At 64.1% G+C, this 25,554-nt stretch carries 21 protein-coding genes and 1 tRNA gene; 13 read left to right on the top strand and 9 right to left on the bottom strand.

Annotated elements, in window-relative coordinates; translation table 11 throughout:
• Positions 1–116 precede the first annotated feature (116 nt).
• From CJO11_RS03340 to pdeM, 3 genes are all read right to left on the bottom strand, one after another.
• Positions 117–1,535, bottom strand: a complete 1,419-nt coding sequence (locus tag CJO11_RS03340; RefSeq protein WP_095011441.1) for an SLC13 family permease — start codon at positions 1,533–1,535, stop codon at positions 117–119.
• 115 nt (positions 1,536–1,650) lie between these two features.
• The gene (gene infC / locus CJO11_RS03335) at positions 1,651–2,169 is read right to left on the bottom strand and encodes a translation initiation factor IF-3 (RefSeq protein WP_095011440.1); all 519 of its coding nucleotides are present in this window, start codon (positions 2,167–2,169) and stop codon (positions 1,651–1,653) included.
• A 102-nt stretch (positions 2,170–2,271) separates the two neighbouring features.
• Entirely contained in the window at positions 2,272–2,967 is a 696-nt protein-coding gene (gene pdeM, locus CJO11_RS03330) for a ligase-associated DNA damage response endonuclease PdeM (protein ID WP_095011439.1), read from the bottom strand.
• 46 nt (positions 2,968–3,013) lie between these two features.
• On the opposite strand from pdeM, the gene hemF reads away from it, so the two are divergent.
• Entirely contained in the window at positions 3,014–3,883 is an 870-nt protein-coding gene (hemF, locus tag CJO11_RS03325; RefSeq protein WP_095011438.1) for an oxygen-dependent coproporphyrinogen oxidase, read from the top strand.
• Between the two features lie 4 nt (positions 3,884–3,887).
• Here the strand turns inward: hemF and CJO11_RS03320 are convergent, their stop codons facing one another.
• Complete coding sequence (locus CJO11_RS03320; protein ID WP_205651100.1) at positions 3,888–4,775, bottom strand: glycoside hydrolase family 16 protein; 888 nt, start codon at positions 4,773–4,775, stop codon at positions 3,888–3,890.
• Between the two features lie 228 nt (positions 4,776–5,003).
• Between CJO11_RS03320 and CJO11_RS03315 the strand changes: the two genes are divergently transcribed.
• Positions 5,004–6,860 (top strand): M1 family metallopeptidase, encoded by a 1,857-nt coding sequence (locus tag CJO11_RS03315; protein ID WP_338064656.1) that lies wholly within the window; start codon positions 5,004–5,006, stop codon positions 6,858–6,860.
• On the opposite strand, the gene CJO11_RS03310 is transcribed toward CJO11_RS03315, so the two are convergent.
• Genes CJO11_RS03310 through CJO11_RS03300 form a run of 3 tightly spaced genes read right to left on the bottom strand, consistent with a single transcriptional unit; the run spans position 6,847 to position 9,421 of the window.
• Positions 6,847–6,975, bottom strand: a complete 129-nt coding sequence (locus tag CJO11_RS03310; protein WP_095011435.1) for a DUF2474 domain-containing protein — start codon at positions 6,973–6,975, stop codon at positions 6,847–6,849. The two genes, CJO11_RS03315 and CJO11_RS03310, sit on opposite strands and share 14 nt — an antisense overlap.
• A complete protein-coding gene (cydB, locus tag CJO11_RS03305) occupies positions 6,975–7,982 on the bottom strand; it encodes a cytochrome d ubiquinol oxidase subunit II (RefSeq protein ID WP_095011434.1) in 1,008 nt (335 codons plus the stop codon). The genes CJO11_RS03310 and cydB overlap by 1 nt, the downstream gene beginning before the upstream one ends.
• Positions 7,979–9,421 (bottom strand): cytochrome ubiquinol oxidase subunit I, encoded by a 1,443-nt coding sequence (locus CJO11_RS03300; RefSeq protein ID WP_095011433.1) that lies wholly within the window; start codon positions 9,419–9,421, stop codon positions 7,979–7,981. The genes cydB and CJO11_RS03300 overlap by 4 nt, the downstream gene beginning before the upstream one ends.
• Before the next feature lie 317 nt (positions 9,422–9,738).
• Between CJO11_RS03300 and CJO11_RS03295 the strand changes: the two genes are divergently transcribed.
• Both CJO11_RS03295 and CJO11_RS03290 read left to right on the top strand, forming a co-directional pair.
• On the top strand, positions 9,739–11,829 hold the full coding sequence (locus CJO11_RS03295; protein ID WP_095011432.1) for a RelA/SpoT family protein: 2,091 nt from the start codon (positions 9,739–9,741) through the stop codon (positions 11,827–11,829).
• A 2-nt stretch (positions 11,830–11,831) separates the two neighbouring features.
• Entirely contained in the window at positions 11,832–12,194 is a 363-nt protein-coding gene (locus CJO11_RS03290; protein ID WP_095011431.1) for a VOC family protein, read from the top strand.
• On the opposite strand, the gene CJO11_RS03285 is transcribed toward CJO11_RS03290, so the two are convergent.
• Both CJO11_RS03285 and CJO11_RS03280 read right to left on the bottom strand, forming a co-directional pair.
• A complete protein-coding gene (locus CJO11_RS03285) occupies positions 12,191–12,508 on the bottom strand; it encodes a DUF1905 domain-containing protein (RefSeq protein WP_095011430.1) in 318 nt (105 codons plus the stop codon). The genes CJO11_RS03290 and CJO11_RS03285 overlap by 4 nt on opposite strands.
• Complete coding sequence (locus CJO11_RS03280) at positions 12,501–13,472, bottom strand: peptidylprolyl isomerase (protein WP_095011429.1); 972 nt, start codon at positions 13,470–13,472, stop codon at positions 12,501–12,503. Before CJO11_RS03280 ends, CJO11_RS03285 begins: the two co-directional genes overlap by 8 nt.
• 231 nt (positions 13,473–13,703) lie before the next feature.
• Between CJO11_RS03280 and CJO11_RS03275 the strand changes: the two genes are divergently transcribed.
• The 9 genes from CJO11_RS03275 (at position 13,704) to CJO11_RS03235 (ending at position 25,550) form a co-directional block, all read left to right on the top strand.
• A tRNA-Ser gene (locus CJO11_RS03275) sits at positions 13,704–13,794 on the top strand.
• Between the two features lie 131 nt (positions 13,795–13,925).
• Positions 13,926–14,657, top strand: a complete 732-nt coding sequence (locus tag CJO11_RS03270) for a hypothetical protein (protein ID WP_095011428.1) — start codon at positions 13,926–13,928, stop codon at positions 14,655–14,657.
• Between the two features lie 199 nt (positions 14,658–14,856).
• On the top strand, positions 14,857–15,531 hold the full coding sequence (locus CJO11_RS03265; RefSeq protein ID WP_095011427.1) for a response regulator transcription factor: 675 nt from the start codon (positions 14,857–14,859) through the stop codon (positions 15,529–15,531).
• Positions 15,528–16,880, top strand: a complete 1,353-nt coding sequence (locus CJO11_RS03260; protein ID WP_095011426.1) for a HAMP domain-containing sensor histidine kinase — start codon at positions 15,528–15,530, stop codon at positions 16,878–16,880. The genes CJO11_RS03265 and CJO11_RS03260 overlap by 4 nt, the downstream gene beginning before the upstream one ends.
• Entirely contained in the window at positions 16,871–18,208 is a 1,338-nt protein-coding gene (locus tag CJO11_RS03255) for a TolC family protein (protein WP_095011425.1), read from the top strand. Before CJO11_RS03260 ends, CJO11_RS03255 begins: the two co-directional genes overlap by 10 nt.
• On the top strand, positions 18,196–19,227 hold the full coding sequence (locus tag CJO11_RS03250) for an efflux RND transporter periplasmic adaptor subunit (RefSeq protein WP_095011424.1): 1,032 nt from the start codon (positions 18,196–18,198) through the stop codon (positions 19,225–19,227). Before CJO11_RS03255 ends, CJO11_RS03250 begins: the two co-directional genes overlap by 13 nt.
• On the top strand, positions 19,227–22,274 hold the full coding sequence (locus CJO11_RS03245; protein WP_095011423.1) for an efflux RND transporter permease subunit: 3,048 nt from the start codon (positions 19,227–19,229) through the stop codon (positions 22,272–22,274). Before CJO11_RS03250 ends, CJO11_RS03245 begins: the two co-directional genes overlap by 1 nt.
• Before the next feature lie 215 nt (positions 22,275–22,489).
• Positions 22,490–24,607: an FAD-dependent oxidoreductase gene (locus tag CJO11_RS03240; RefSeq protein ID WP_240504544.1), complete on the top strand. Its 2,118-nt coding sequence runs from the start codon at positions 22,490–22,492 to the stop codon at positions 24,605–24,607.
• Positions 24,594–25,550: a hypothetical protein gene (locus CJO11_RS03235; protein WP_095011422.1), complete on the top strand. Its 957-nt coding sequence runs from the start codon at positions 24,594–24,596 to the stop codon at positions 25,548–25,550. Before CJO11_RS03240 ends, CJO11_RS03235 begins: the two co-directional genes overlap by 14 nt.
• Positions 25,551–25,554: the final 4 nt, after the last annotated feature.

Raw genomic sequence — 25,554 nt, 5'->3', positions numbered from 1 at the left:
GAAGGCGGGAGCCAATACGTGCATCCGGGGCGCTGGCGATCCTAACCTCCGCAGGATCGCATCTCCGCCGAAACGCCTGAGTCAGACGTGCCGATTACCGGGCTGAGAAACTGATTTCAACCGTAACCAGTCGCCCAGATCATTCCCCACACCAGTCCGACGATCAGAAACGCACCGGCAATGTCGAGTGCAAATCCCGCGCCGAGCATTCGGGGGAGGGAAATGCGCCCGGTCGCCCAGGCGATCGCGTTGGGTCCGGTTCCGGCGGGCAGCATGAAGCCCCAGCTCGCGGCCAGCGCAGCGGGCATCGCCAGCAGGATAGGATCTACTCCCAAGGCCACCGCTAGGCTGGCGACGACAGGCATAATCGCGCTGGCGGTGGCGACGTTGCTGGCGAACTCGGTGACCACGATCATCATCGCGACCACAGCGAGCGCGACGACCACCAGCGGCACACTGGCGAGCGGGAGCAGAGAATGGCCGAGCCAGTCGGCAAGGCCCGAAGTGCTCATGCCCGCGGCCAGCGCCAGACCGCCGCCAAACATCATGATCACACCCCACGGGGCGCGATTGGCTTCTTCCCAGTTGAGTAGCGGGCGGCCGGTCCCGTCGGGCAGGATGAACAGCGCAAGCCCGGCGGCGACGGCAATCGTCCCGTCAGTCAGCGCGCCCTTGGGCAGGTATGGCTCGATCCATGCCTGAGTAAGCCACAGGCCGAAGGTGACCGCAATCAGCGGGATCAACCGCTTTTCGGGCAAAGTCCACGCCGAATGGGTGTCGATCGCTGCGCGCGCACCGGCGACATCGAACGGGTGCTCGGCCACGCGCTGGACGCGCGAAATGATCCATGCGGCGAGCGGAATGCCCACGATCACGATCGGCAGGCCGTATAGCGTCCATTGCGCGAAGGTAATGCGTACACCGGTCAGCTCTGCCGCCAGCCCCACGGCAATGGCGTTGGTCGGGCTACCGACGATCGTTCCTAGCCCGCCGATACTTGCGGCAAACGCAATCCCCATCGGAAGCGCCCCGTTGAGCCCCTCCTTGTGGCTCTCGTCCATTCCGCCGCCGTTCAGCACCGCGAGCGCCATCGGCATCATGATCAGCGAGGTGGAAGTATTCGAGATCGCCATCGACAGGATCGCGGCGGTCACCATGAACGCCAACAGCAGGCGGCTCTGGCCGCCGCTCGCCCCGACCGACTTGAGCAGGGCGAGCGCGAGCCTGCGGTGCAGCCCGGTTCGTTCGATCGCCAGTGCGATGAACGCACCCCCGAGGATCAGGAACAGGATCGGCGAATAATAGGTGCTGGCTATTGTCTTGGCCGTCATCACGCCCGACATCGGCAGCACGAGGAACGGCAACAGCGCGGTCGCCGTCAGCGGCAGCGCCTCGGTCATCCACCACGCGGCCATCCATACCACCAGCCCGGCGACGAGCCATGCCTGCGGCGGCATCCCGGCAGGCGCAGGCAGGGCAACGGTCAGGCCGAAAGCGACCAGTCCGGCGATGAATCCGATCCGCTGAGCAGTCATCGCGCGTGCATCCTCCCGTTGGCCCGCCGCGGGCCTAGCAAGCACGCGCGGCGGGACAAAGGGGATGGAGTGTCGTGTGTGGGGAAAATGCCGCTGCCATGGCGGCACCGCCAGCCTATTTCGGAGCCAGCACCATCAGCATCTGGCGGCCTTCGAGGCGCGGGAACGCTTCGACCTTGGCGACTTCGGCCACATCTTCCTGCACCCGCCTGAGCAGGTCCATGCCGAGTTCCTGGTGCGCCATTTCGCGGCCCCGGAAACGCAGGGTCATCTTGACCTTGTCGCCTTCGCCGATGAACTTCATCACGCTGCGCATCTTCACGTCATAATCGTGCGTGTCGATGTTGGGACGCATCTTGATCTCCTTGATCTCCTGCGTCTTTTGCGTCTTGCGCGCGGCATTGGCCTTTTTCTGGGCTTCGTAGCGGTACTTGCCGACATCGAGGAACTTGCACACCGGCGGGTCAGCGTTGGGCGAAACCTCGACGAGGTTGAGGCCGACGTCGGCGGCCTGTTCGATCGCTTCGCGGGTGTACATTACGCCGAGGTTCTCGCCGTTCTCGTCAATGACGCGAACCTTGTCGGACTGGATCATGTTATCAAAGCGCGGGCCGCTCTTTACGGGCGGCGTCATCGAGCGCCGGGGTGGACGGGCTATGGGGCAGTCTCCTTGGGGTTGCCGTGTTGTCGTGGGCGCTACTTAGGGATTATCGCTGCAAATCGCAAAGGGGATTGCTTACGCAGCCGCACGCCACAGCGGGAATGTGGCCAGCTTGCCACCCGCGTGCACCAGTGCATCGATCTCGCTGGCGGGCTGGAGTGCCTCCACGATCGCCGGATCTGCCGCATTCATCCCGCCGGTCAGCGCGCCGAATGCGGGCAAGATCATCCGGTCGGCCCCGTGCTTGCCGCGAGCCACTACCGCGCAAGGGCGGCGGATATGGCGTTCGCGCACGGTAAGGTACAGGCGCGGGTGGAAATGGCCCGATAGCTCGGCGCGGCTTTCCCCGGGCTTGGCTTCGTGCCGCAGCACCAGTCCGGCGAATTCGAGCTCTTCGGCCAGCGTCCCGCCCGCAGTGCGCTCCATCTGGGCGTCGTGATTGCCGGTGATCCATACCCAGTCGGTCGCGCGGGTGAGCGCTGCGAGCATCCCGGCGGCATGCGGCTCGAGCCGCTCTGGCCCTGCCGAGTCGTGGAAATTGTCCCCCAGAGTGAACACCCGTCGCGCGCCGGTTTCGCGGATCGCCAGCGCGAGCCGCTCGAGGGTTTCGCGGCTATCGTAGGGCGGCAGCATCTGCCCTGCGCGACTGGCGTAGAAGCTCGCCTTTTCAAGGTGCAGGTCGGCCACCAGCAGCGCACGCTCGCGCGGCCAGTAGAGCGCGCGGCCGGCCATAAGGGCGAATTCCTCACCTGCGAACGAAACGGGAACCATGGCTTGCTCTTGCCCCAGCCGCGCAGGCTTGGCAAGGGTGTGGGCGATGACCGACTGGGCCCCATACACCACCCGCGCAAAGGACTGGTTCGAAGACCTGCGTGACCAGATATGCGCTGCGTTCGAGAGCATCGAGCGCGAGGCGGGATCGGACGCAGCGTTCGAATACACCTCGTGGCAGCGCGAGGAAGAGGGCAACGACGAGCCCGGCGGCGGCACGCGCGGGGTGATGAAGGGCAAGGTGTTCGAGAAGGTCGGGGTCAATGTCTCGACCGTCCACGGCAACTTCGCTCCGGGCTTTGCCGATACGATCAACGGGGCGAGCGAGGAGAACCCGGGCTTTACCGCGACGGGCATCAGCCTGGTGGCGCACATGGCCAACCCGCACGTGCCGGCGGTTCACATGAACACGCGCTTCCTCGTGACCGGCAAGGCATGGTTCGGGGGCGGGGCGGACCTCAATCCGCCGATCCCTTACGAGGATGACACCGCCGAGTTCCATGCTGCATTCCGCGCTGCCTGTGCGGGCCACAACCCGACTTACTACGACAGGTTCAGCAAGTGGGCCGACGAGTATTTCTTCATCCCGCATCGCGGCGTTGCGCGTGGAGTGGGCGGAATTTTCTACGACCATCTCGAATGCGAAGGCGAGGATGGTGGAGCGGCTGCATTCGAGCGCAATTTCGCATTCACGCAAGACGTCGGGCGCGCGTTCCTCGATGTGTTCCCGAAGATCGTCCGGCGGCGGATGCAGGCGGAGTTTACGGCCGAGGACAAGCGGACTCAGCTCGAATGGCGCGGACGCTATGCCGAATTCAACCTCGTCTACGATCGCGGCACGCTGTTCGGCCTCAGGACCGGCGGCAATATCGACGCAATCCTGATGAGCCTGCCGCCCGAAGCGACCTGGAGTTGATGGATCAGTTTTTCGATGCGGTGACCTTCACCCAATCGACGTACATCGCGACCTTGCCCGCCTTGATCCGCTCGACGGTCGATTGCGGCATTCCCTGATACGGCTCTTCGATGCCGTTGGTCTTGTAGGGGTAGGCTCCGCCGAGCGCGAAGTTCAGGATGATGTATTTGCGGTTGGCGAAGTCCCACTTGCCGTAATGTTCGACCATCGGGCGGGTGACGCGGTAGGTCAGCCGCCCATCGACCGAAAACAGGATCTCGTTCTTGCGCCAGTCGACCGCGTAGGTGTGCCACTGGGTCACGTCGATACCGGCGGGGAAGAAGTACTTGTTCACCAGCGGGGTCTCGCCCGAATATCCCTTGCCGTGGAGCGCGACACCGTACCAGTCGGGCTCGCCGACATTCTCCATGATGTCGATCTCGCCGGTCTTCGGCCACTCGCCATAGCCAAGCAGCCAGAACGCGGGCCAGATGCCGGTATCGGCTGGCAGGCGGATGCGCGCTTCAGCCTTGCCATAGGTGAAGTCGAACTTTCCCCGGCTGTTGATCCGGCCGGAGAGGAAATCGGCGTGACGTTGCGGGTTCGGATCGACCCCGGGTTGATAGACCGGAGTCAGTGCCAGCGCGCCGCCGTTTGCCCCCTCGAGACCCTGAACGATCGAGACGGTTTCCGGCGAATCGACATAGGCCTGCTGCTCGTTGTTGACCCAGAAGTCGGTGCCGACGACGTTCCATTCCTTGCGATCGAGGCCAGTTCCATCGAACCCGTCGTAGAACAGCACTTTCCCGCCCGTAGCCTGGTCTGTCGGCGGAGATGCGTCCACCTGCTTCCCGGCCGCGACACCGCCAGAGCTGAGCGCCATTACCGCTGCCAATGCAAGAAAAGTGCGCATAGATATCTCTCCGGCCGCCTTGTTGATAACGTTCACTTAAGTCGCGCGACGCGTGTTTGCCAAGATGAATACGATATCCCGGTGGCGATTGGGACCTGCCGCCAAGGACGCGTTGCCATGTTCCTATCTGCCGCGCTATCGGTCCAGCCAGCGTCCCACTTGGAGAGATCGATGCGCCGTTTTGCTGCTACCGTATCCCTGTTACTGGCCTCCACTGCCTGTTCAACAGTGCCCGCAGACGCCGACACCAACGCGGCGCCGGCTTCTGTCGCGGTTGCGCCGATCCTGAATTCGCCCGAGGCGCTCGATACTTCGACTTATGCGCAGCCGCAGGTCGCGCGGGTTACGCATGTCGATCTCGACCTGGCGCTCGATTTCGACGCGCGGACGATCGGTGGCATCGCAACGCTATCTGTGCTTGCAGCACCTGGCGCGAAGACACTGGTACTCGACGATCGCGGGCTCGATATCGCCAGTGTAACTGATGGGCAGGGCCATGCGCTGGCCTATGCCGTAGGCGAGGCAAGCGGCGACAAGGGAGCACCGCTGACGATCGATATCGGGCCTGGAGGCGCGAACCGCACGGTCAAGATCGCCTATTCCGCGCATGACGCCGACGCATTGCAATGGCTTTCGCCGCAGCAGACTGCAGGCGGAAAGTATCCTTACTTGTTCAGCCAGGGCGAAGCGATCCTCAACCGCACGTGGATTCCCACGCAGGACAGCCCCGGCATTCGCCAGACCTGGCGAGCGCGGATTACTGCGCCGAAGCCGCTGACGGTGGTCATGTCGGGCCTCGCGGTCGGGGAACCGGAAGATCTCGGCGATGGCCGCCGGGCGTTCACCTACGAAATGGACCATCCGGTCGCGCCTTACCTGATTGCGTTGGCGGCGGGCGACATCGCGTTCCGCTCGCTCGGCCCCCGCACGGGCGTGTGGACCGAGCCTGCGATGCTCGATGCCGCCGCGAACGAACTCGCCGATACCGAGAAGATGGTGAGTGCTGCCGAGACGCTCTACGGACCATACCGCTGGGGCCGGTATGACATGATCGTGCTGCCGCCGAGCTTCCCTTACGGCGGCATGGAGAACCCCACGCTGACCTTCCTTACACCGACCTTCATTGCGGGCGACCGCAGCCTGACCGGGCTGGTCGCGCACGAGCTGGCGCACAGCTGGTCGGGCAACCTTGTGACCAACGCGGTGTGGGGCGACGGCTGGCTTAACGAAGGGATTACCAGCTACTTCGAGAACCGGATCGTCGAGCAGATCTACGGCAAGAAGCGCGCCGAGCAGGAGGCGCTGCTTTCGTTTGCCGCGATGGAAAACACGCTCAACCGGGTTGGCTACGACGCGCCGGGCACCGCGCTCCACCAGCCCGACGGAACCGAAAGCGCGGGGAGCGCGATCATCTACAACAAGGGTGCAGCGTTCATGGCGACGCTCGAACACGCAGTCGGCCGCGCGCGGTTTGACGCATGGCTGCGCCAGTGGTTCGATGGACACGCGTTCCAACCCGCGACCTCGCAGATGATCTACGACGACATGCTGGCGCACCTGGTCAAGAGCAAGGCCGAAGCCAAGGCGCTGATGCTGCACCAGTGGATCTTCGATCCGGGCCTTCCAGCAAACGTCTATCAGCCCGATCCCGCGGCCTTTGCGGCGGTCGACGGAGCAGCCAAGGCCTATTCCGAGAGCGGTACGATCCCGGTCAAGGCGGCATGGGACGGGTGGACTTCCGCCGAACGCCAACGGTTCCTGCAGGAATTGCCGCAGCAACGGAGCGCGGACCAGCTTGCAGCGCTCGATAATGCCCTCGGATTGGCGAAGACCGGCAACAACGAAGAGCTGTTCCTGTGGCTCAACCTCGCGCTCGCCAATCGCTATGAGCCAGCGGTTGCCGAAGCAGACACGTTCCTCTCGACGGTGGGTCGTACGAAGTTCGTCCGCCCGTTGTTCGCGACGCTGATGCAGCAAGGCGTGTGGGGCCAGCCGATCGCGCGGCGGATCTACGCCAGGACGCGGTCAGGCTATCATGCCGTGACGCAGGGCGCGGTCGACAAGGTGGTGCTTACGAAGGACTGAGCCACAGCCGCAGGACCGTTGCGACCGCGCCGATGGTCGCGACGCTTGTGGCCCATATCGCGGCCATCCACAGCAGCCGCTGCCACAGCGGCCGGTCGGTCGGGTCGGGCGGCATCAATGATATCCGTCGGAGCCGACCTTGCCGCGGAACACCCAATAGGCCCACCCGGTGTATCCGATGATCAGCGGCATCGTCAGCGCCACGCCAACCAGCATGAACACCTGGCTGCGGTGCGGTGCGGCTGCGTCCCAGATAGTAATTCCCGGCGGCACGACATAGGGCCACATCGAAACCCCGAGTCCCGCCATGCCCAAGAGGAACAGCCCCAGCGCGAGGAAAAACGGCGAGGCCTCGCGTCCCTTCACCAGCCCGCGGAACAGGAAATAGGCGATGATGACCGTCAACAGCGGCACCTGGCTCGCGAATACGAAATTCGGCATGGTGAACCAGCGGGCGTAATAGTTCGTATCGAGCAGCGGGGTGTAGAGGCTGACAGCTCCCATCAGCACCAGCGTCGCGACAGTCGAGCGAATGGCCAGCTTGCGCGCGTGGAACTGCCCGACGCCGTCGAGCTTCCACACCAGCCAGGTCGATCCGAGCAGCGCGTAGCCTGCGACCGTGCCAAGGCCGGTCAGCAGCGTGTAGGGCGTGAGCCAGTCGAACCAGCTGCCGGCATAGGCACGATCGACCACGGTGATCCCTTGCAGCAGCGCGCCGAGCGTCATCCCTTGCGCCATCGCAGCGACGAACGATCCTGCGGTGAAGGCGAAATCCCAGTATTTGCGGTGATCCGGGTCGCGCCAGCGAAACTCGAACGCGACCCCGCGAAACACCAGGCCCAGCAGCATTGCGATGATCAGCGGGTAGGTCGCGGGCAATACTACCGAATATGCCAGCGGGAAGGCGGCGAACAGGCCGCCGCCGCCGAGCACTAGCCAGGTTTCGTTACCGTCCCACACCGGCGCGATCGCGTTCATCGCCCGGTCGCGCTCAGCGCCCACTTCGAACGTGGGGAACAGGATTCCGATGCCGAGGTCGAACCCGTCCATCACGACATAGGCGAACACGGCGAAGGCGATAATGAACGCCCAGATGGTGGTGAGGTCGATGCTGCCCATCATTCCGCACTCCCATCCTTGGCGGGCACTTCCGGAGTGCCGAGTGTGTCCTGGTGCAGGCCAGGCGTGAATCCGGCGGTCCGCACCGGCCCCTTCTCGGTACGCTTCACCCCGAACTCGCCCTGCTTCGGAGGAGCTTTCATCAGGCGCAGGATGTACCACACCCCTGCGCCGAACGCCGCGAAGTAGACCGCCGCGAACGCTGCCAGCGATGTTGCAAGGGCGGGCGCTGCCAGCGGGCTTGCCGCGTCGGCTGTGCGCAGGAGGCCATAGATCACGTATGGCTGGCGGCCGACTTCGGTCGTTACCCATCCGGCGATCACAGCGACGAACCCGGCAGGGCCCATGATCACGGCCGCGCGGTGCAGCCAGCTCCATTCGTACATCCGCTTGCGCCAGCGCGCGAACAGGCTCCACAGCCCCAGCCCGAGCATGGCAAACCCGATCGCGACCATGATCCGAAACGACCAGAATACGATCGCCACCGGGGGCCAATCGTTGCGCGGGAAGGTGTCGAGCCCCCTGATCTGGTCGTGCAGCGTATGCGTGAGGATCAGCGACCCGGCATAGGGGATCGAAATCGCGTCATCGACCTTGGCCGCTTCCTGGTCGGGCAGGCCGAACAGGATCAGCGGCTGGTTGTCGCCTTCGGCGGCAAAATGTCCTTCCATTGCCGCGACCTTGGCCGGCTGGTGCTGAAGCGTGTTGAGGCCGTGCGCATCGCCCATGAAGATCTGCACCGGCGCGACGAGCGTCGCCATCCACATCGCCATCGAGAACATCTTACGCGCGTGGAGGTTGGCCTTGTCGCGCAGCAGGTGCCACGCACCGACCCCGCCAACCACGAAGGCGGTGGTGAGGTAGGCCGCGAGGACTGTGTGGATGAGCCGATAGGGGAAGCTGGGGTTGAAGATAATCGCCAGCCAACTCGGGCCGGGGAGGAACTGGCCGTTGGCACCGATGACATAGCCGGTGGGGGTCTGCATCCAGCTGTTGACCGACAGGATCCAGAATGCCGAGACAAAAGTGCCCGCCGCGACCATCAGCGTGGCGACGAAGTGGAGCCTCGGCCCGACCTTGTCCATCCCGAACAGCATCACGCCGAGGAACCCGGCTTCGAGGAAGAACGCGGTCAATACTTCGTAAGCCATCAGCGGCCCGATCACGGGGCCTGCCTTGTCGGAGAACACCGCCCAGTTGGTGCCGAACTGGTAGCTCATCACGATGCCCGAGACGACGCCCATCGCGAACGCCACCGCGAAGATCTTGAGCCAGTACTTGAACAGGTCGAGGTAGAGTTGCTTGCCGGTCTTGAGCCATAGCGCTTCGAGCACCGCGAGATAGCTCGCCAGCCCGATCGAGAACGACGGGAAGATGAAGTGGAAACTGACCGTGAAGGCAAACTGGATGCGCGCGAGGAGAAGGGCGCTCTCGGTTTCCATCGGTGTATACCTTATCAAACCATGTAAGTGTTTCCGCAATAGGGCAATCGCGGAGCTGTCGCAAGCGCGATCGACGCCTGTCGACCTGCATCCCCTCATATCATGACTAATATACTTGAAAACAACAGGAAAGTAGAAATCTATCCGCATCTTTATCCGATCCTCATCCGGATGGCTCCTGCGTTACATGCAACATCGATTGCGTTTTTTGTTAATTGATAGCTGTGAGTCGCCATGCGCAAAGGTCCGGTCAAAAATTTCCTCCGCAAAGACTTTCGCTTGCGTATCGCCTGACTGCACCGCAAGTTTGGCCTTGTATGCTGCGCCAGTACGAACTTGTTGAACGGGTCAAGGCCTACGATCCGGACGCCGACGAGGCGCTACTCAACCGCGCCTACGTCTACACGGTGCAAAAACACGGCACCCAGAAGCGCGCCAGCGGCGATCCCTATTTCAGCCACCCGGTCGAAGTGGCGGGACTGATGACCGACCTGAAGCTCGACCAGGAAACGATCATTACTGCGCTGCTGCACGACACTGTCGAGGATACGCTCGCGACGATCGACGACGTCGAGGCCAATTTCGGTACCGACGTTGCCCGCTTGGTCGATGGCGTGACCAAGCTCTCCAAGATCGAGGCCATGCCGGAAAACGAGCGCGCGGCAGAGAACCTGCGCAAGTTCCTGTTGGCGATGAGCGAGGATATCCGCGTGCTGCTGGTGAAGCTGGGCGACCGGCTGCACAACATGCGCACGCTGCATTTCATAAGGTCGCCCGAAAAGCGCCAGCGGATCGCTCGCGAAACGATGGATATCTACGCCCCGCTGGCCGAACGGGTGGGGATGTACGAATACATGCGCGAGATGCAGCTGCTCGCATTCGAGCAGCTCGAGCCCGAAGGTTACCAGACGATCACTGGGAGGCTTGAGCAGATCCGCGCGCAGGACGGCGGGCAGGTCGATGCGATCGCGCTCGACATCAAGCAGGCGCTCGCCGGGGCGGGGCTTGCCGTCGAAGTTTCGGGCCGCGAGAAGCACCCCTATTCGATCTGGCGCAAAATGGCCGAACGCCACGTCAACTTCGAGCAGGTGACCGACATTATGGCGTTTCGCGTGATCGCCGAAACCGTCGACGATTGCTACCGCGCATTGGGGGTTCTGCACCACACGTGGCAGTTCATCCCGGGCCGGTTCAAGGACTACATCTCGACGCCCAAGACAAACGGATATCGTTCACTCCACACCTCGCTGATCTACGAGAACTCGATGCGGGTGGAGGTGCAGATCCGCACGCGCGAGATGCACCGCACGAACGAGTTCGGGCTGGCTGCGCACTGGGCCTACAAGCAAGGCGACCGGCCCGATGGGCAGGTCGGCTGGCTGCGCGACCTGATCGAGATCGTCGATGCCAGCAACGACCCCGAGGAGCTACTCGAACACACGCGCTTGGCGATCTACCAGGACCGGATCTTCGCGTTCACCCCCAAAGGTGCGCTGTTCCAGCTACCCAAGGGAGCGACTGCAGTCGATTTCGCGTTCGCGGTCCACACCGACCTTGGTGCGCAGACCGTGGGGGCCAAGATCAACGGGCGGCATATGCCGCTGCGCACTCCGCTCAACAATGGCGACGTGGTGGAGATCATCAAAGGCAAGTCGGCCGAGCCGCAACTCTCGTGGCTCGGTTTCGTCGTCACCGGCAAGGCGCGCGCCGCGATTCGCCGCGCAGTGCGGCTGAAAGAGCGAGCGGAAGTCGCTGCACTGGGCCGCCAGCTGTTCGACGAGATCGCCGCGCGCTTGCCCGCACGGATCGGCAAGAAGGCTATCCGCGAGGCGGTCGAGCGGCTCGATCTCGAGGACGCCGACGAACTGATGTATGCCATCGGCGCAGCCAAGATCCCTGACCGCGACGTGATGGAAGCGCTGGTGCCGGGCAGCACTGCCGAATTCGAGGACGGCGACGAACAACAACACCAGGAGCGCGCGATTTCGATCCGCGGGCTGACCCCGGGTGTGGGATTCACGCTCGCAAACTGCTGCAATCCCGTACCGGGTGACCGGATTGTCGGCCTGCGCCGCCCTAATGAGACGGTCGTGGTGCATCGGATCGATTGCTTCGAGTTGGCAAACGGGGTCGATGCCGACTGGATCGACCTGCGCTGGGGCAAGCGCAGCCACGGCGCATTGGGGCGTGTTTCGGTGACGCTGTACGATCGGCCGGGAACGCTTGCGGAAATGGCCGGAATCTTCGCCCAAGGGCACGCGAATGTCGTCTCGCTCGCGCAGACCCAGTCCGACCGGCCTTTCGTGACTTACGAAGTCGAGGCCGATGTGACCGACCTTGCCCACCTGACCCGGATCGTCAGCGCCCTGCGCGCAAGCGATGCTGTTGCTGAAGCGGAGAGGCTCTGACGATGGCGATTGTCGGTCTCGACCATGTCCAACTGGCAATGCCGAAGGGCGGTGAAGACGCTGCTCGTGGATTCTACTCCGAGGTGCTGGGCCTGGCCGAAGTGGCCAAGCCCGTGGACCTCGCCAAGCGCGGCGGGTGCTGGTTCGAAGGCGGCGAGGCGCATATCCACTTGGGTGTCGAGGATCCGTTCAGCCCCGCGCGGAAAGCGCATCCTGCGCTGTTGGTGGATGACCTTGCGGCGTTGAGGCTGAAGCTGGCGAATGCGGGCGTGACCTTTACCGAAGGTTCCCCGCTCGATGGTTACGATCGCGGCGACGTGTCCGATCCGTTCGGTAACCGGATCGAACTGATGCAGCGGCTCTAGAGCAGTTCGAGTTCGAGGCGGACCGTGTCGCCCGCCGCAAGGTCTTCGGCGCGCATCACTCTGCGTGAGACCAGCAGGATCCATTCGGATTGCTTCCGCTGCGGGAATACCGAGCTCTTCCAGTGTGTTTCGCCGATCCGCGCGGTTACCTTGACCGAACCGAACCCGCGGCTGCGACCGAACTCGAGCCGGTGCAGGCGGGCGTGCATGGCGAGCTGGTCGGCAGCCTCGCCCGCGATCGTCACGAGGTGATAGGTTCCCCTGTCGCCCCGCCAGCGGGTGAGCGGCGCAGCAAACGAGAGCGTCTCACTCACCGGGAACGCGGCGGATCGGCACCTTGACGTTGCACAGCGCTATGCCGCCTGCGGGCACCTTGTAGAACGCATCGTTGCGGTTGGCGCTGACGTGAACGTACTCGGCGAAGCTCTTGCTGCCCGTGTCGAGGTATTCGAAGTGCGGCTGCTCGGCGGTGGGCAGGTCGCTGCCCAGCCGGACCGAGATGATCGGCACGCGCAGGCTCTTGTCGGCATAGACCCCGTGATCGCCCTTGCCGCGCGGCAGGGTCGAGAGGTTCTCGATCCCCTCGATCACGCGCCCGACAACCGCGATATTGCGGTCAAGCTGGCGCGGGGCCTGCCCGATCACGGAGTAGAGTTCCGCCCCGGTGCCGGTATCGGGTGAAAGGTCGCGCGCGACGCCGACGGTGCCGTAGCAGTGGGTTGGCCATTTGGCATTAGATGAAGTGGCGATCGGCCAGCCCTCGTAGAAAGTGGTAAGCGACGCATATGGATCACTCAGAAATGACGTTGTCTTCGCAAGACCGGAAGCACCAAAGCTTGCCCCGTCTGCCAAATTTGTCAGCTCGGCCTTTGTGGCGGGAGCAACATACTCGCTCTCCGGCACCACCTTCAGCCCCTTGGGCAGCGGCTTGGCCTTGGCCGGGTCCTCTCCTTCGCCGTCGCCCCATTGGACGACCCAGTTGTCGACCGCGCGGTAGACGCTCGTCCCATCCCACCAGTGCGCCCTTGCGAGTGTGCGGATATTGTCGACCCATCCCTGGCTGAACGGTGGCGGCATCAGCTGGATGATGACCTGCCGCTTGTTGCCCTTCGCATCGGGCGCGAGGTCCATCACCAGCAGGTCGGCCGGATCGATCGCCTTCCACTCGCTCGGCTTGGCGGCTTCGACGACCGAGGCCGGCGTTGGCGGCGCAGGTGCTTCGTCGGCGGCAAGGGCGGGGGAGGCAAGTATCGCCGCGGCGAGGATGAGCTTGTTCATGGCCGCCGTTGTGCCACGCGGCGCGCGGATGGCAAGGATCAACAACCTGCCGCTTGTCAGCACTGCTCGCGCCCGCTAGGTGCCCGCTTCCTGCCATCACAGGCATGCGGAGCGGTGGCCGAGTGGTCGGGGCCGAAGCGCAGCGCAGGCGGGGGCGCAGCCCCCAACGCGCACGCCTTGCGTGCGGCTCAAGCCGCAGCTAGAGGGCAGCGCCTGCCAACACAGGCATGCGGAGCGGTGGCCGAGTGGTCGAAGGCGCACGCCTGGAAAGTGTGTATACGGTAACCCCGTATCGAGGGTTCGAATCCCTCCCGCTCCGCCACAAAGCGATGACGCCAGCTTAACATCGACACTACTCGGTGTGTGAACTGCCCTGTCCGCGGAGGATACGATTTCCCAACCTAGGGAACATTGGTTTGACCCGCGCCGTTCGGCCCATAACCTTGTGTGGAAATGGAGCCTCAATTGACCTTGTCCCGATGGACTTTCGCTTTCCCCGTTGCGGCAGCGGCTGCGCTCGCCGGGTGTAGTGCGCCGCATTCCCCGGCAGCGCCCGAAACGCCTGCCGCACAAACTCCTCCCGAGTCCGGCCTTTCGGCCAGCGAGGTTGCTGCGCGCAACAAGCAGTTGCTCGATGCCGCCGAGCCATTCGAAAACCTCACCGAATCCGCCCCAAGCACCAGTTCGGCCGAGCTCGCGGCGCTGGTCGACAAGGCCAAGGCTGCCGCAGCCGGAGTGGCCAGCATTCTTGACGGCAAGCAAGGCGAACGGCTCGAAGCGCAGCTCGATGCGATCGACAGCGCGATCAAGACCGATGACCGCACAGGCGTCGCGCTCGCCGCTGTGGAGGGTTACCGCACACTGGTGGAAAGCGCGGCGGACACGGGCCGTGTGCCGCAAGCGGTGAGCCTGCTCGACTATTCGGGTTTCCGCTTCCAGGCTGACCTTTCCGCCAGCCCTCCGCGATGGGATGACGCGCAATCCGCGCTTGCCTTCGCCGAGGGCAAATGGGCGCTCGTTGAGCCGAAAGTGACCGATGCGAAGCTCAAGGCAGACTTCACCGCTGCGCTCGATACGATGGGCAAGGCCGCGCAAGCCAAGGACGTCGCGCTGGCCCGGCGCGCCTCGACCCGCGAACTCGACCTTGTCGATGGTCTCGAACACTACTTTTCAAAGATGCCCTGAGGGTCGCAACTCGCAGGGCGCCGGGGTACAAATTGCCGATGTGCAGTTTGTATCCCGGCATCGATCGTGATCTATGCGAACATCGCAAAACAGGGGGACCAGCAGTTCTGCAAATGCTCACACGTGCGACGACATACAGCTCGGCGAGCGGGACGGTCCTCGCTGCGATCGCGGCGAGCCGCTGCTGACTCTGGCCGCAATGCGTATCCTCCTCGCCGAAGACGACACCGAGACCGCCGAATTTATCGCGCGCGGTCTCGCCGAGCTTGGGCACAGCGTTGCAGTCGCCAGTGACGGAGAGGAAGCGCTCCGCCTTGGATTGGACGAACCGTTCGATGTGATCGTGCTCGACCGGATGATGCCGGGGCGCGACGGCCTCGAAGTGCTCCGTACGCTGCGAGCCGCCAATATCGACGACCCGGCGATCATGTTGACCGCGCTGGGCCAGATCGAGGACCGCGTGCAAGGGCTCGACGCCGGGGCGGACGATTACCTCGTCAAACCGTTTGCGTTCAGCGAGTTGGTCGCACGGGTCAACGCCCTGTCACGACGCCGATCACCCAGCGAGGTCCAGACGCGGCTGGCATCCCGCGAACTCGAGATGGATCTCCTTACGCGTGAAGTGCGCCGCGCCGGGCAGCCCGTGCTGCTCCAGCCCAAGGAATTCCGCTTGCTTGAGGAGCTGATGCGGCATCCCGGCGAATTCGTGACCCGCACGATGCTGCTCGAACGGGTGTGGAATTTCCATTTCGACCCGCAAACCAAGATCATCGAAACCCACATGAGCCGGCTGCGCGCAAAGCTGAACGAGGGCGGGCTAGACGATCTGATCGAAACCCGTCGCGGAACCGGCTACCGGGTCCACGCTGCATGAGGCTGCTTCCGCAAAGTGCTGCCTATCGTATCGCGGTCGTTTCGGCCGCATGCTTTGCGCTGGCGACCCTGCTGATCGGGGCGACCGTGCTTTATGCCGTGCACACTGCCTTCCTGAAGCAGATCGACGACACGATCGAGCAGGCGAGCGTGAGCCTGGTCGGTGAATTCAACAGCGAGCGCTACGTCGGTCTCACCGAAGCAATTGCGGTGCGCGAAGCAAGCGCGGCCAACGCTTTGGAATTCGCGGTGTTCTCCTCCCGAGGCAAGAAGATTGCGGGGCATATGGAACTGGCCGAACCGCCGATCGGCTGGAGCCGGATTACATTCGAAGACCCGCTGGAAGGTCCCGATGCCGCGCGCGCACTGGCAACCCGGCTCCCCGACGGCAACAAGCTGGTAGTCGCCGCAGACCTCGAACCGCTCGACCACCTCGACGAGACGATCCTGGTGGTGTTTGCGTTTGCATTTGCCGGCACGCTCGCGCTCGGCGCGATCTTCGCCTTGATGCTCGGCCGGTACCTGCGCCGCCGATTGGACGGGATTGCCAAGGGGTCCATCGCTTTCGCGTCGAGCAATTTTGGTGGCCGCGCCGACGTGACCGAGCGCGGTGACGAGTTCGACCAGGTGGCGATCTCGCTCAACGCCATGCTCGACCGGATCGAGGCGTTGCTCGCCAACCTGCGGCAAGTAACCTCCGACCTCGCGCACGACATGCGTACGCCGCTCACGCAGCTTCGTGGCCAGCTGGAAACGCTTCTCAATGCTCCCGAGGCCGAGCGGGGCGACCATGCCGAAGCCGCTATCGACAAGTGCGAGGATATCCTGCGGTTGTTTTCTGCGATCCTGCGAATTTCGGAAGTCGAGGGCGGCGGCATCCAAAAGCATTTTCGCGAGGTCGACCTTGCGGAACTGACGCAAGCGATTGCCGAGGCACACGAGCCCGCCGCAGAGGAATCGGGGCATACCCTCGAATTGCACAACGATCCGGGGCAGGCGCTGGTGCCTGGCGATCGCGATCTCCTGGCACAAGCGCTGTCCAACCTCGTCGAAAACGCCATGCGCCATACGCCGGTTGGCTCTACCATCCGGATTGGAGCTTCAATGCAGGGAAAGCGGGTGAGCCTGTTCGTCGCCGATAACGGCCCGGGTATTGTCCGGGAAGACAGAGCGCGCGCGATGCAGCGCTTCGTCAGGCTTGACGGAGCGCGCTCCACTCCAGGTCATGGCCTTGGCCTGAGTCTGGTGGAAGCCGTCGCTGAAGCCCACAGCGCGCGGCTCGAACTCGACGATGCTCAACCTGGTCTGGCGGTAAGACTTATATTCAACAGGATGCCTGGATGCGCATAGCGATTGTGGCCGCCATGCTGATGCTCTCGGGGTGCGCCACGTATGTGCCGGTCCCGTTGGCAAGCGACAGTAACGCGCTGGAGAAGCCGGTGGCGTCGGTGCTCGAGCAAAGCGCGAGCGCGGTCGAACGGCCATGGCTCAAGCCGGTATCGATCGACCTTTCCAAGCCGCTCGGCCTCGATGCGATCGCCACGCTGGCAGTAGCCAACAACCCCGACCTTGCCGCGCTGCGCGCCAGACGCGGGGTCGCACAAGCCCAGGTGTTTGCCGCCGGCCTGCTGCCCGATCCAACCTTCTCGATTGGTGCTAGCAAAGTGGCGAGCGGGCCCGATACGATGCTGGATGTGTCCGGCGCGCTGGGGTTCGACCTCAATGCGCTGCGCACCCGCGCGGTGCGCCGGCAAGGGGCAGTCGCGCAGGGCGAGCAGGTCCGCCTCGACCTGGCATGGGCCGAATGGCAGACTGCCGGGCAAGCGAAGATCCAGGCTGTGAGGATCGAGCAACTCCAGCAGATCGTTTCGCTGGCAAAGAAGTCGCGCGATTCCGCTCGCTCGCTGCTCGATCGCAACGAACGCGCCTCGGCGCGGGGCGATATTGCCGGGGATCGGCTCCAGGCGGCACGCGTCGCTGCATTCAGCGCCGACGACACCTACAACACCGCTGCACAAAGCCTCGTTACCGCGCAAGGCGATCTGCGTCGCCTGCTGGGCCTGAGGCCTGATCAGCCGCTGGCGCTCGCCCCGATTCCGGACATTGCCTCGCCGCCTCCAGCCTCCGCGCTGTTCGGGCTCGCCGAGAAGAACCGGACCGACCTGGCCGCATTGCGCGAAGGCTACGCTGCGCAGGAAGCCGCGGTTCACAAGGCCGTGCTCGACCAGTTTCCCAATCTCGGCCTGACGCTCAACTCCCAGCGGGATTCAGCCGGGAACTTGCTGCTCGGTCCGGCGGTCGATTTCACCTTGCCGCTGTGGAACCGCAATCGCGGCACGATTGCCGTCGAACGCGCGACCCGCGCGGCGCTCAAGGCCGAATACCAGGCCCGCCTGTTCCAGACGCGGGCGGATATTGCCGCTGCCGAGGCCGGGGTTCGCACAGCGCTCCAGCGCAAGGCCGACGCGCTGGCCGGGATCGATCGGATCGAGCACTTCGCGGCGGCTTCGCGCACGGCGGCCGATCGCGGCGACCTGTCGCTCGAAGCCGCAGAAAGCGCCGAGCAGGCGCTGCGCGACCGACAGATCCAGCTCGCCCAAGCCCAACAGGATTACGATGAACAGATGATCGCGCTCGAATTGTTGACGGGAACCCCGCGGGAGGCATGGCCGCAATGAGATTTCGCTGGTTGGTTTTGGCAGCAAGCCTGTCGCTGGCCGCCTGTTCGGGTTCATCGGGCGGGGACACCAGCGCTGTGCCGTCCGCGCTCGTCTCGCTGGCGACCGCGCAGACCGGCAGCGTGGCCTCGACGCAGACGCTTTACGGGATGGTCGAACAGAATGCGGACACCCAGTTCACGCTGTCAGCACCGGTCGAAGCGGTGGTGAGCCGAATTGCCGCCAGTGTCGGTTCGCCCGTCTCGCGCGGCCAGTTGGTCGTGGCGCTGTCTCCCAGCCCGGCAACCCGCGCCGACAGCGCTCGCCTCGCCAGCGAAGCGCAGACTGCAAAGGCCGCCTACGCCCGCGCGCAGCGGCTGCGGGCCGATGGCCTGATGAGCGACGCCGATGTCGAAAGCGCCCGCACCGCCGCCCAGTCTGCCAGCGCCGCCCTTTCTGCACTGTCGGTCCAGCAAGGCCAGCTTGCCATTCGCGCTCCGGGGCCGGGCTTTGTCCGGTCGGTCGACAGCGCGCCGGGTAACCTCGTGAGCCCCGGTACTCCCATCGTCACGATCAGTCGCAGCGGCGCGCTGCAGGCGAGCTTCGGGATCGACCCGAGCCTCGTCGCGCACCTCTCTCGGGGGGCCGGGATGCAGCTCGATGCGCCGGGCGGAGGGCCAGGTGCGACCGTCCCGATCGTTTCGGTCGATCCTTCCGCCGATCCGCAGACCCGGCTTGCATCGATCTACGTAACGGTCCCGGCGCGTTTCCAAGTGGGCGCTGGCCAGCCGCTGAAGGGCACGGTCACCGTGCAGATGTCGGGTGATACCGTAACCGTTCCTTACTCGGCGCTGCTCGACGACGCGGGGCAGCCCTATGTGTTCGTCGTAAGCAAGGGGGTTGCCCACCGCAGGGACGTGAGCATCGGAGCGACCGACGGCAAGATCGTGGCGATAGCCAACGGCGTCGCAGCGGGCGACAAGGTCGTGACCCAGGGCGGGACCGCGCTCGAGGATGGCATGAAGGTGCGCACCAAGTAATGCGCTCGCTTGCCCATCACGCACGCACCATCTGGCTGGCGATCTTGCTGCTGACGCTGGGCGGGTTGATGGCGGCGACCAAGCTGCCGGTCAGCCTGTTCCCGCACATCGATTATCCGCGCGTTGTCGTTGCAGTCGATGCGGGCGAGCGCGACCCGGCACGGATGGAAGCGCAGATCACCCGCCCGCTCGAGTTGGCGTTGCGCTCGATCCCCGGGGTCACCCGGATCCGCTCGACCACCAGCCGCGGCTCGGCCGAACTCGCGCTCGATTTCGACTGGGGGCACGACATGGTTGCCGCGCAGCTCGCTACGCAAGGCGAACTGGCGACGATGCAAAGCGCGCTGCCGCCAGGCATCCAGTTCGATGTGCGGCGGATGGATCCGACGATCTTCCCGGTTTACGGCCTCGCGCTCACGTCTCCGACGCTCAACCAGGAAGACCTGCGCCAGATCGCCGAGCTGCGCATCCGCCCGGCGCTGACTTCGGTCAAAGGGGTCGCGGCGGTCGATGTGCTGGGCGGATCGCCGCGCGAATTCGAAGTTCGTCTCGACCCTTCGCGGATGGCCGCAATGGGCGTTTCCCCGACCGATGTCGCGAGCGCTCTGGCGAACGCCAATGTCGTGATCGGTGCGGGCAAGATAGCCGATCGCCATCGCCTGTATCTCGTGCTGGTCCAGAGCAAGCTGTCGACCCCGCAGGATATCGCATCGATCGCGGTCAAGACCGCCGGCGGGACGGGTAGCGTGGTCACGCTCGGTAGTATCGGGCAGGTCATCCCTTCGTCGGCACCCAACTATACGCTGGTCAATTCGAACGGGCAGAACGCGGTACTGGTGAACGTGCGCCAATCGCTGCGCGGCAACACCGTGCAAGTGGTCAACGACGTGCAGGCGCAGATCAAAGCGCTCGCCTTGCCCAGCAGCGTCAAGGTGACACCGTTCTATGATCAGTCGGAGTTGGTCGCGGGCGCAGCCAAAGCGGTGCGCGATGCGATCCTGATCGGGGCGCTGCTAGCGGGCCTGGTGCTGTTCATGTTCCTGCGCTCGGCGCGGCTGATGGCGATCACCGCAGCGATGCTTCCGGGCGTGCTCGCGGCGACCTGCCTCATCCTCTACGCGATGGGCATGCACTTCGACATGATGACGCTGGGCGGCATGGCGGCTGCCGTCGGCCTCATTGTCGACGACGCCGTGGTGATGCTCGAGCATATCATGCGGCGGATGCAGGAGGGCAAGAGCACCGATACGCCTTCGCTGCTCGAGGCTGCGGCGGAAATGGGCAAGCCGTTGGTCGGATCGACCGGCGCGACGATCGTGGTGTTCGTGCCGTTGGCGTTCATCAGCGGCGTGACAGGCGGGTTTTTCAAGGCGCTGGCGATCACGATCGTTGCCGCGCTTACGATTTCGCTGCTCTATGCCCGCTTCGCGATACCGCTGATCGCTGCCTACTGGCTGCGCGACGAAGACGCCGAAGCTGCCGAGAAGGCGAGCGGGATGATCGACCGGCTCCAGCACGCCTATGGGCGGCTGGCCAAGCGGGTTTTCGTCCGGCCAGCACTGTTCGCGCTGGTGGTTGCGGTGCTGCTGGGGCTCGGGGGGTATTTTTCGCTTACCCACGTGCCGTCAGGATTTATGCCCAGGATGGACGAGGGTGGGTTTGTGCTCGACTACAAGGCGCAACCCGGCGCTGCCCTGGCCGATACCGACCGGCAGTTGCGCCAGCTGGAAAAGATCATTACCTCCACCCCCGAAGTCGCCAGCTATTCGCGCCGTACCGGGTTGCAGCTCGGTGGCGGTCTGACCGAGGCCGACGAAGGCGATTACTTCATCCGGCTCAAGGGCGGTTCTCGGCGCCCGATCTGGGATGTGATGGACGAAATCCGCACCAAGGCCGAAAATCAGGTGCCCGGTTTGCAGATCGATACCGCGCAGCTGATGGAAGACCTGATCGGCGATCTCACCGCCGTGCCGCAACCGATCGAAGTCAAGCTGTTCGGCAACGATCCCAAGGCGCTCGAAGGTGCGGCAAGGAAAGTCGGAAAGGCGCTTGGCCAGATCAACGGGGTTGCCGAAGTCGTCGACGGGCTCAGGGTTGCGGGTGATGCGATTTCGGTGAAGGTCGATCCCGGCGCGGCCGCGCAGCAGGGCCTCGACCCGCAAGCGATCGCCAGCCAACTCGAAGCGATGGTCGATGGCAGCCCGGCGACGCAGGTGCGGGTCGGCGAACAGATGATCGACATCCGGCTGCGCAGCCCGCGCGACTTGCGCGAACGTGCCAGCCAGATCGCGACCATGCCGCTGGTTGCGCCCGACGGGCACAGCGTGCGGGTGAGCCAGATTGCCACTGTGTCGATCGAAGCCGGCCAGAAGCAGCTGACCCGCGAGAACCTCGCGCCGTTCATCGATGTTACCGCGCGCCTCAACGGGATCAGCCTCGGCACTGCGATGAAACGGGTCAAGAGCACTGTCGCGGGGCTCAACCTCCCACCGTCGATCCGGGTCGAATACGGCGGTCTCTATGCCGAACAGCAGAAGAGCTTTACCGACATGACGATCGTGTTCGGATCGGCCCTGCTGCTGGCCGCGCTGCTGCTGACGCTGCTGTTCGAACGGCTGACGTGGACCATCTCGGCGATCGTCACGGTGCTGCTCAGCGCCGGGGCGGTGCTGTGCGGCTTGTGGATCACCGGCATCGAGCTCGACATCTCGGCGCTGATGGGGCTGACAATGGTGATCGGGATGGTGACCGAACTCATCGTGTTCTTCTTCGCAGAGATCGACCGCGACGAGCCTGTCTCGATTGGTGCGCTTCATGCCGCCGCCACCAATCGCCTACGCCCGATCCTGATGAGCGCGCTGATCGCGATACTCACGCTATCCCCGCTCGCGCTGGGGATCAGCCGGGGCGCGGGGCTGCAAAAGCCGCTTGCGACTGCGATCATCTTCGGGCTGGTCGCCGCCGTTCCGCTGGTGTTGCTGTTCCTGCCGGCGATGGTGCAGGGCCTGACAGACGGTCGCTCCGCTCTCCGGAAGAAGCCCGCCTGATCGCTGTCTGTAAGCGCAGCCACGTATGAGGCGCGACATTGCGTATGACTGCGATCTGTTCAGCCAGTATCGGTCCGCTCGCCCCGACCGGGTTGCCATGCGTTCAAATTTCGGTTCTTATGCAATCAATAACGGGTCAGAATCGCGGAAGGTGGCGAGTTGTTTGATTCCGGCCCAATCTTTTATGATCCGCATATGCGCCCAGGGGCGCGCCCTTGAGCGACGCGCCGATCCGGGTTGCCGTGATTGGCGGCGGGTGTGCGGCAATGGCGCTGGCGTGGGAGCTGTCGAAGCCACAGCATAACGGGCGCTACGAAGTCACTGTCTATCAGGAAGGCTGGCGGCTGGGAGGCAAGGGCGCTTCTGGTCGCGGCGCGAGCGGACGGATCGAGGAACACGGGCTGCATATCTGGCTCGGGTTTTACGACAACGCCTTCCGGATGATGCGCGAATGCCATGCCGAGCTCGAGGCGGCGGGGCAGGGGCATGTTTACGGCGATTGGCGCGATGCGTGGACGCCGGAGAACGATATTGCGCTGTGTTCCGCCAGCGAGAACGGCGGCTTCCAGAAATGGTTTGTCAGAATGCCTGCCCGGGCCGGGTTGCCGGGCGATCCGCGCCCGCCGGACGAACCGTTTACGATGGCGTTCTACATGGCACGCGCGTTCGAACTGTTCCGCTCGCTGATCCTCGATACCCAGGTCGATGGCCATAATCCGGCGACCTGGTTCGATCGTCCGCCCGACGGCGACATCGTCTCGCGGCTCGCTTACCTCGCCAGGCTCGGCACTTTTGCGAGCGCTGCGGCATTGGCCGAGGGGCTGGGCGTGCTGGCGGCACTCATCCGTTCGGTCACGCCCGAGACGGCCGACGGGCTGTTGCGATCGGCTGACGGTCTACTCGGCCAGCTCCGCCAATGGATCGAGGATCGCTGGATTGCCGACGATCCCAACCGCTTCATGTGGGAAGTGGCCGATCTTACGCTGGCTACGATTACGGGCCTTATGCGCTATGGCATCATGTCCGACCCCGATGGCCTCGACGCGATCGACGACTACGAATGCCGCGAATGGATGAAGATCAACGGCGCATCCGACCGTGCGCTGCAATCGCCATTCCTGCGCGGGCTCTACGATCTTTCGATGGGTTACGTGAACGGCGATCCCGATCGCCCGTCGCTATCGGCGGGGCAAGGGCTGCGCGGCACTTTGCGCACGTTCTTCGGCTATCGCGGCGCGTTCATGTGGCGAATGCGCGCGGGAATGGGAGACGTTGTGTTCGCGCCGCTCTACACCGCGATGAAAGCGCGTGGAGTAAAGTTCGAATTCTTCCACCGCCTAACCAACATGGGGCTGGGTCGGGGCAAGGGCCATGTCGCGACACTCACCTTCGACGTGCAGGCGACGGTTAAGGGGGGCGGGGAATACGATCCGCTAGTGCAGGTTCAAGGCAAGCCGTGCTGGCCGTCCGAACCCGATCTCGAACAACTGCGCGAGGGCGACCGGATCGCGAAGGAAGGGTGGAACCTCGAATCGCACTGGGATCGGCGGCGGGCAGGGGAGAAGACGCTCGACGTCGGCGAGGACTTTGACTTCGTCGCCCTGACGGTCGGGGTCGCCGCGGTGCCCTATGTCGCCAGCGAAATCGTGGCCCACGATCCTCGCTGGAAGGCGATGTGCGACAATGTCACCACTGTTGCTTCGCAGGCATTCCAGGTCTGGCTGACCGAAGATCTGGAAACGCTTGGCTGGCCGGGCCCGACCTACATTACCGGTGCTTTTGCCAAGCCGTTCGACACGTGGTGCGACATGGCGCACGTCGTGCCGGAAGAAGGGTGGAAGGACCCGCCTGCGACCTCGGTCTATTTCTGCGCCGCGCTGCGCGATCCGCCCGAACCGCCAGCGGACGACGACAGCGGGTATCCGGCGCGGCGCGCGGCTGAAGTGAAGGCCAGCGCCGAAGGTTTCCTGCAGGGTCCGGTTCGCGCAATCTGGCCCCGCGCATTCGACTCAAGCGGCGAATTTCGTTGGGAAATTCTCAAACCGGCGGAGAAGGGGCGTAAGTCCAAAGGGCCGGCGCGGTTTGCCTCGCAATATTGGCGTGCAAACGTAAACCCTTCCGATCGCTACGTTATTCATACGCCTGGAAGCTGGCGGTACCGGATATCACCGCTCGACATAACCTATGACAATTTGACTCTCGCGGGTGACTGGACCGATAGCGGTTTTCATTCGGGTTGCGTCGAAGGAGCTGTAATGTCGGGCTTGCTCGCCGCGCATGCGCTGAGCGGGCTCCCCAGGTTGGAGGACATCACCGCCTATGACCACCCCTGATGATGCTGCTTCGGGCAAGCGCGGCAAGAAGCGCGTAACGTCAAAGTCGAAGAAGGAACGGATCAAGCGCGAGCCCACCCCTCGTCAACGCCCCGACCGAAGTGGTGCAAACATAGCAGCGGCCGCGCCGCACCCGGGCCACGCGGAACCGGAGGCTGCGAAGCAAGGACCGAAATTCGGTCCCGACGATGGCCACCACCACGATCGCTGGCACGCGAAAGCCAAAACTGCCAATTCTGGCGAAGCGCTCCATATCGACGAGGCCGTCGCCGAAGCGGTCCGGTCGGGTTATGATGTGCTGTCGGAAACGATCGCCCAGGGGCGGCGGGCGGCGGAGCTGTTCCGCCAGGGGAACTACAGTTTTCGCAAGGTGCCCTACGATGTCGAGGCGATGGCTCACCGGCTGCTCGACCTCACGCGGCAGTTGAGCACCACGACTTTCGACATCTGCGAGCAACTGCTGGCACAGTTTGCCGCAGCGAGCGGCCCACCGCCTCCCGGCGAAACCGCTTCCGCCGTGCCGGGATTTCGCGATATCCAGCCCGTCAAGGGCAAGGCCAAGGGCAAGACAAACGGTTCCGCTCAGCACGGCGTCAAGGTGCACCAACCACACCGCGAACACCACCGGCAGGATCACCGAAAGCTTCCGCTCACGATACAGTTTTCAGGCAAGAAGGCTGCCGCGCTGGTCAAGGAGCTCGATCGTCCAACGAACCCGACCGGGGTGTGGGAAATTACCTCGACGTCGCTCGTTCCGAGAGAAGGAAACAATCCCGCGATCGACGCAGCCGGGATCAAATTCGAGGCGGACGTTTCAGCGGGAGGGCTCCTGGTAACGATCGATGTGCCGCCAAACCAGCCGGCGGGGGTCTATTCAGGAATGGTCACGGCGCTCAGCCAGGACATCCCGCTCGGTGTCATCGTCGTGCAGGTCAAGGACTAGGCGG

The organism is Tsuneonella mangrovi (assembly GCF_002269345.1).
GTDB lineage: Bacteria > Pseudomonadota > Alphaproteobacteria > Sphingomonadales > Sphingomonadaceae > Tsuneonella > Tsuneonella mangrovi.
Note: the sequence above shows the minus strand (reverse complement) of the source record. Positions and strands in the feature narration are given on the sequence as shown.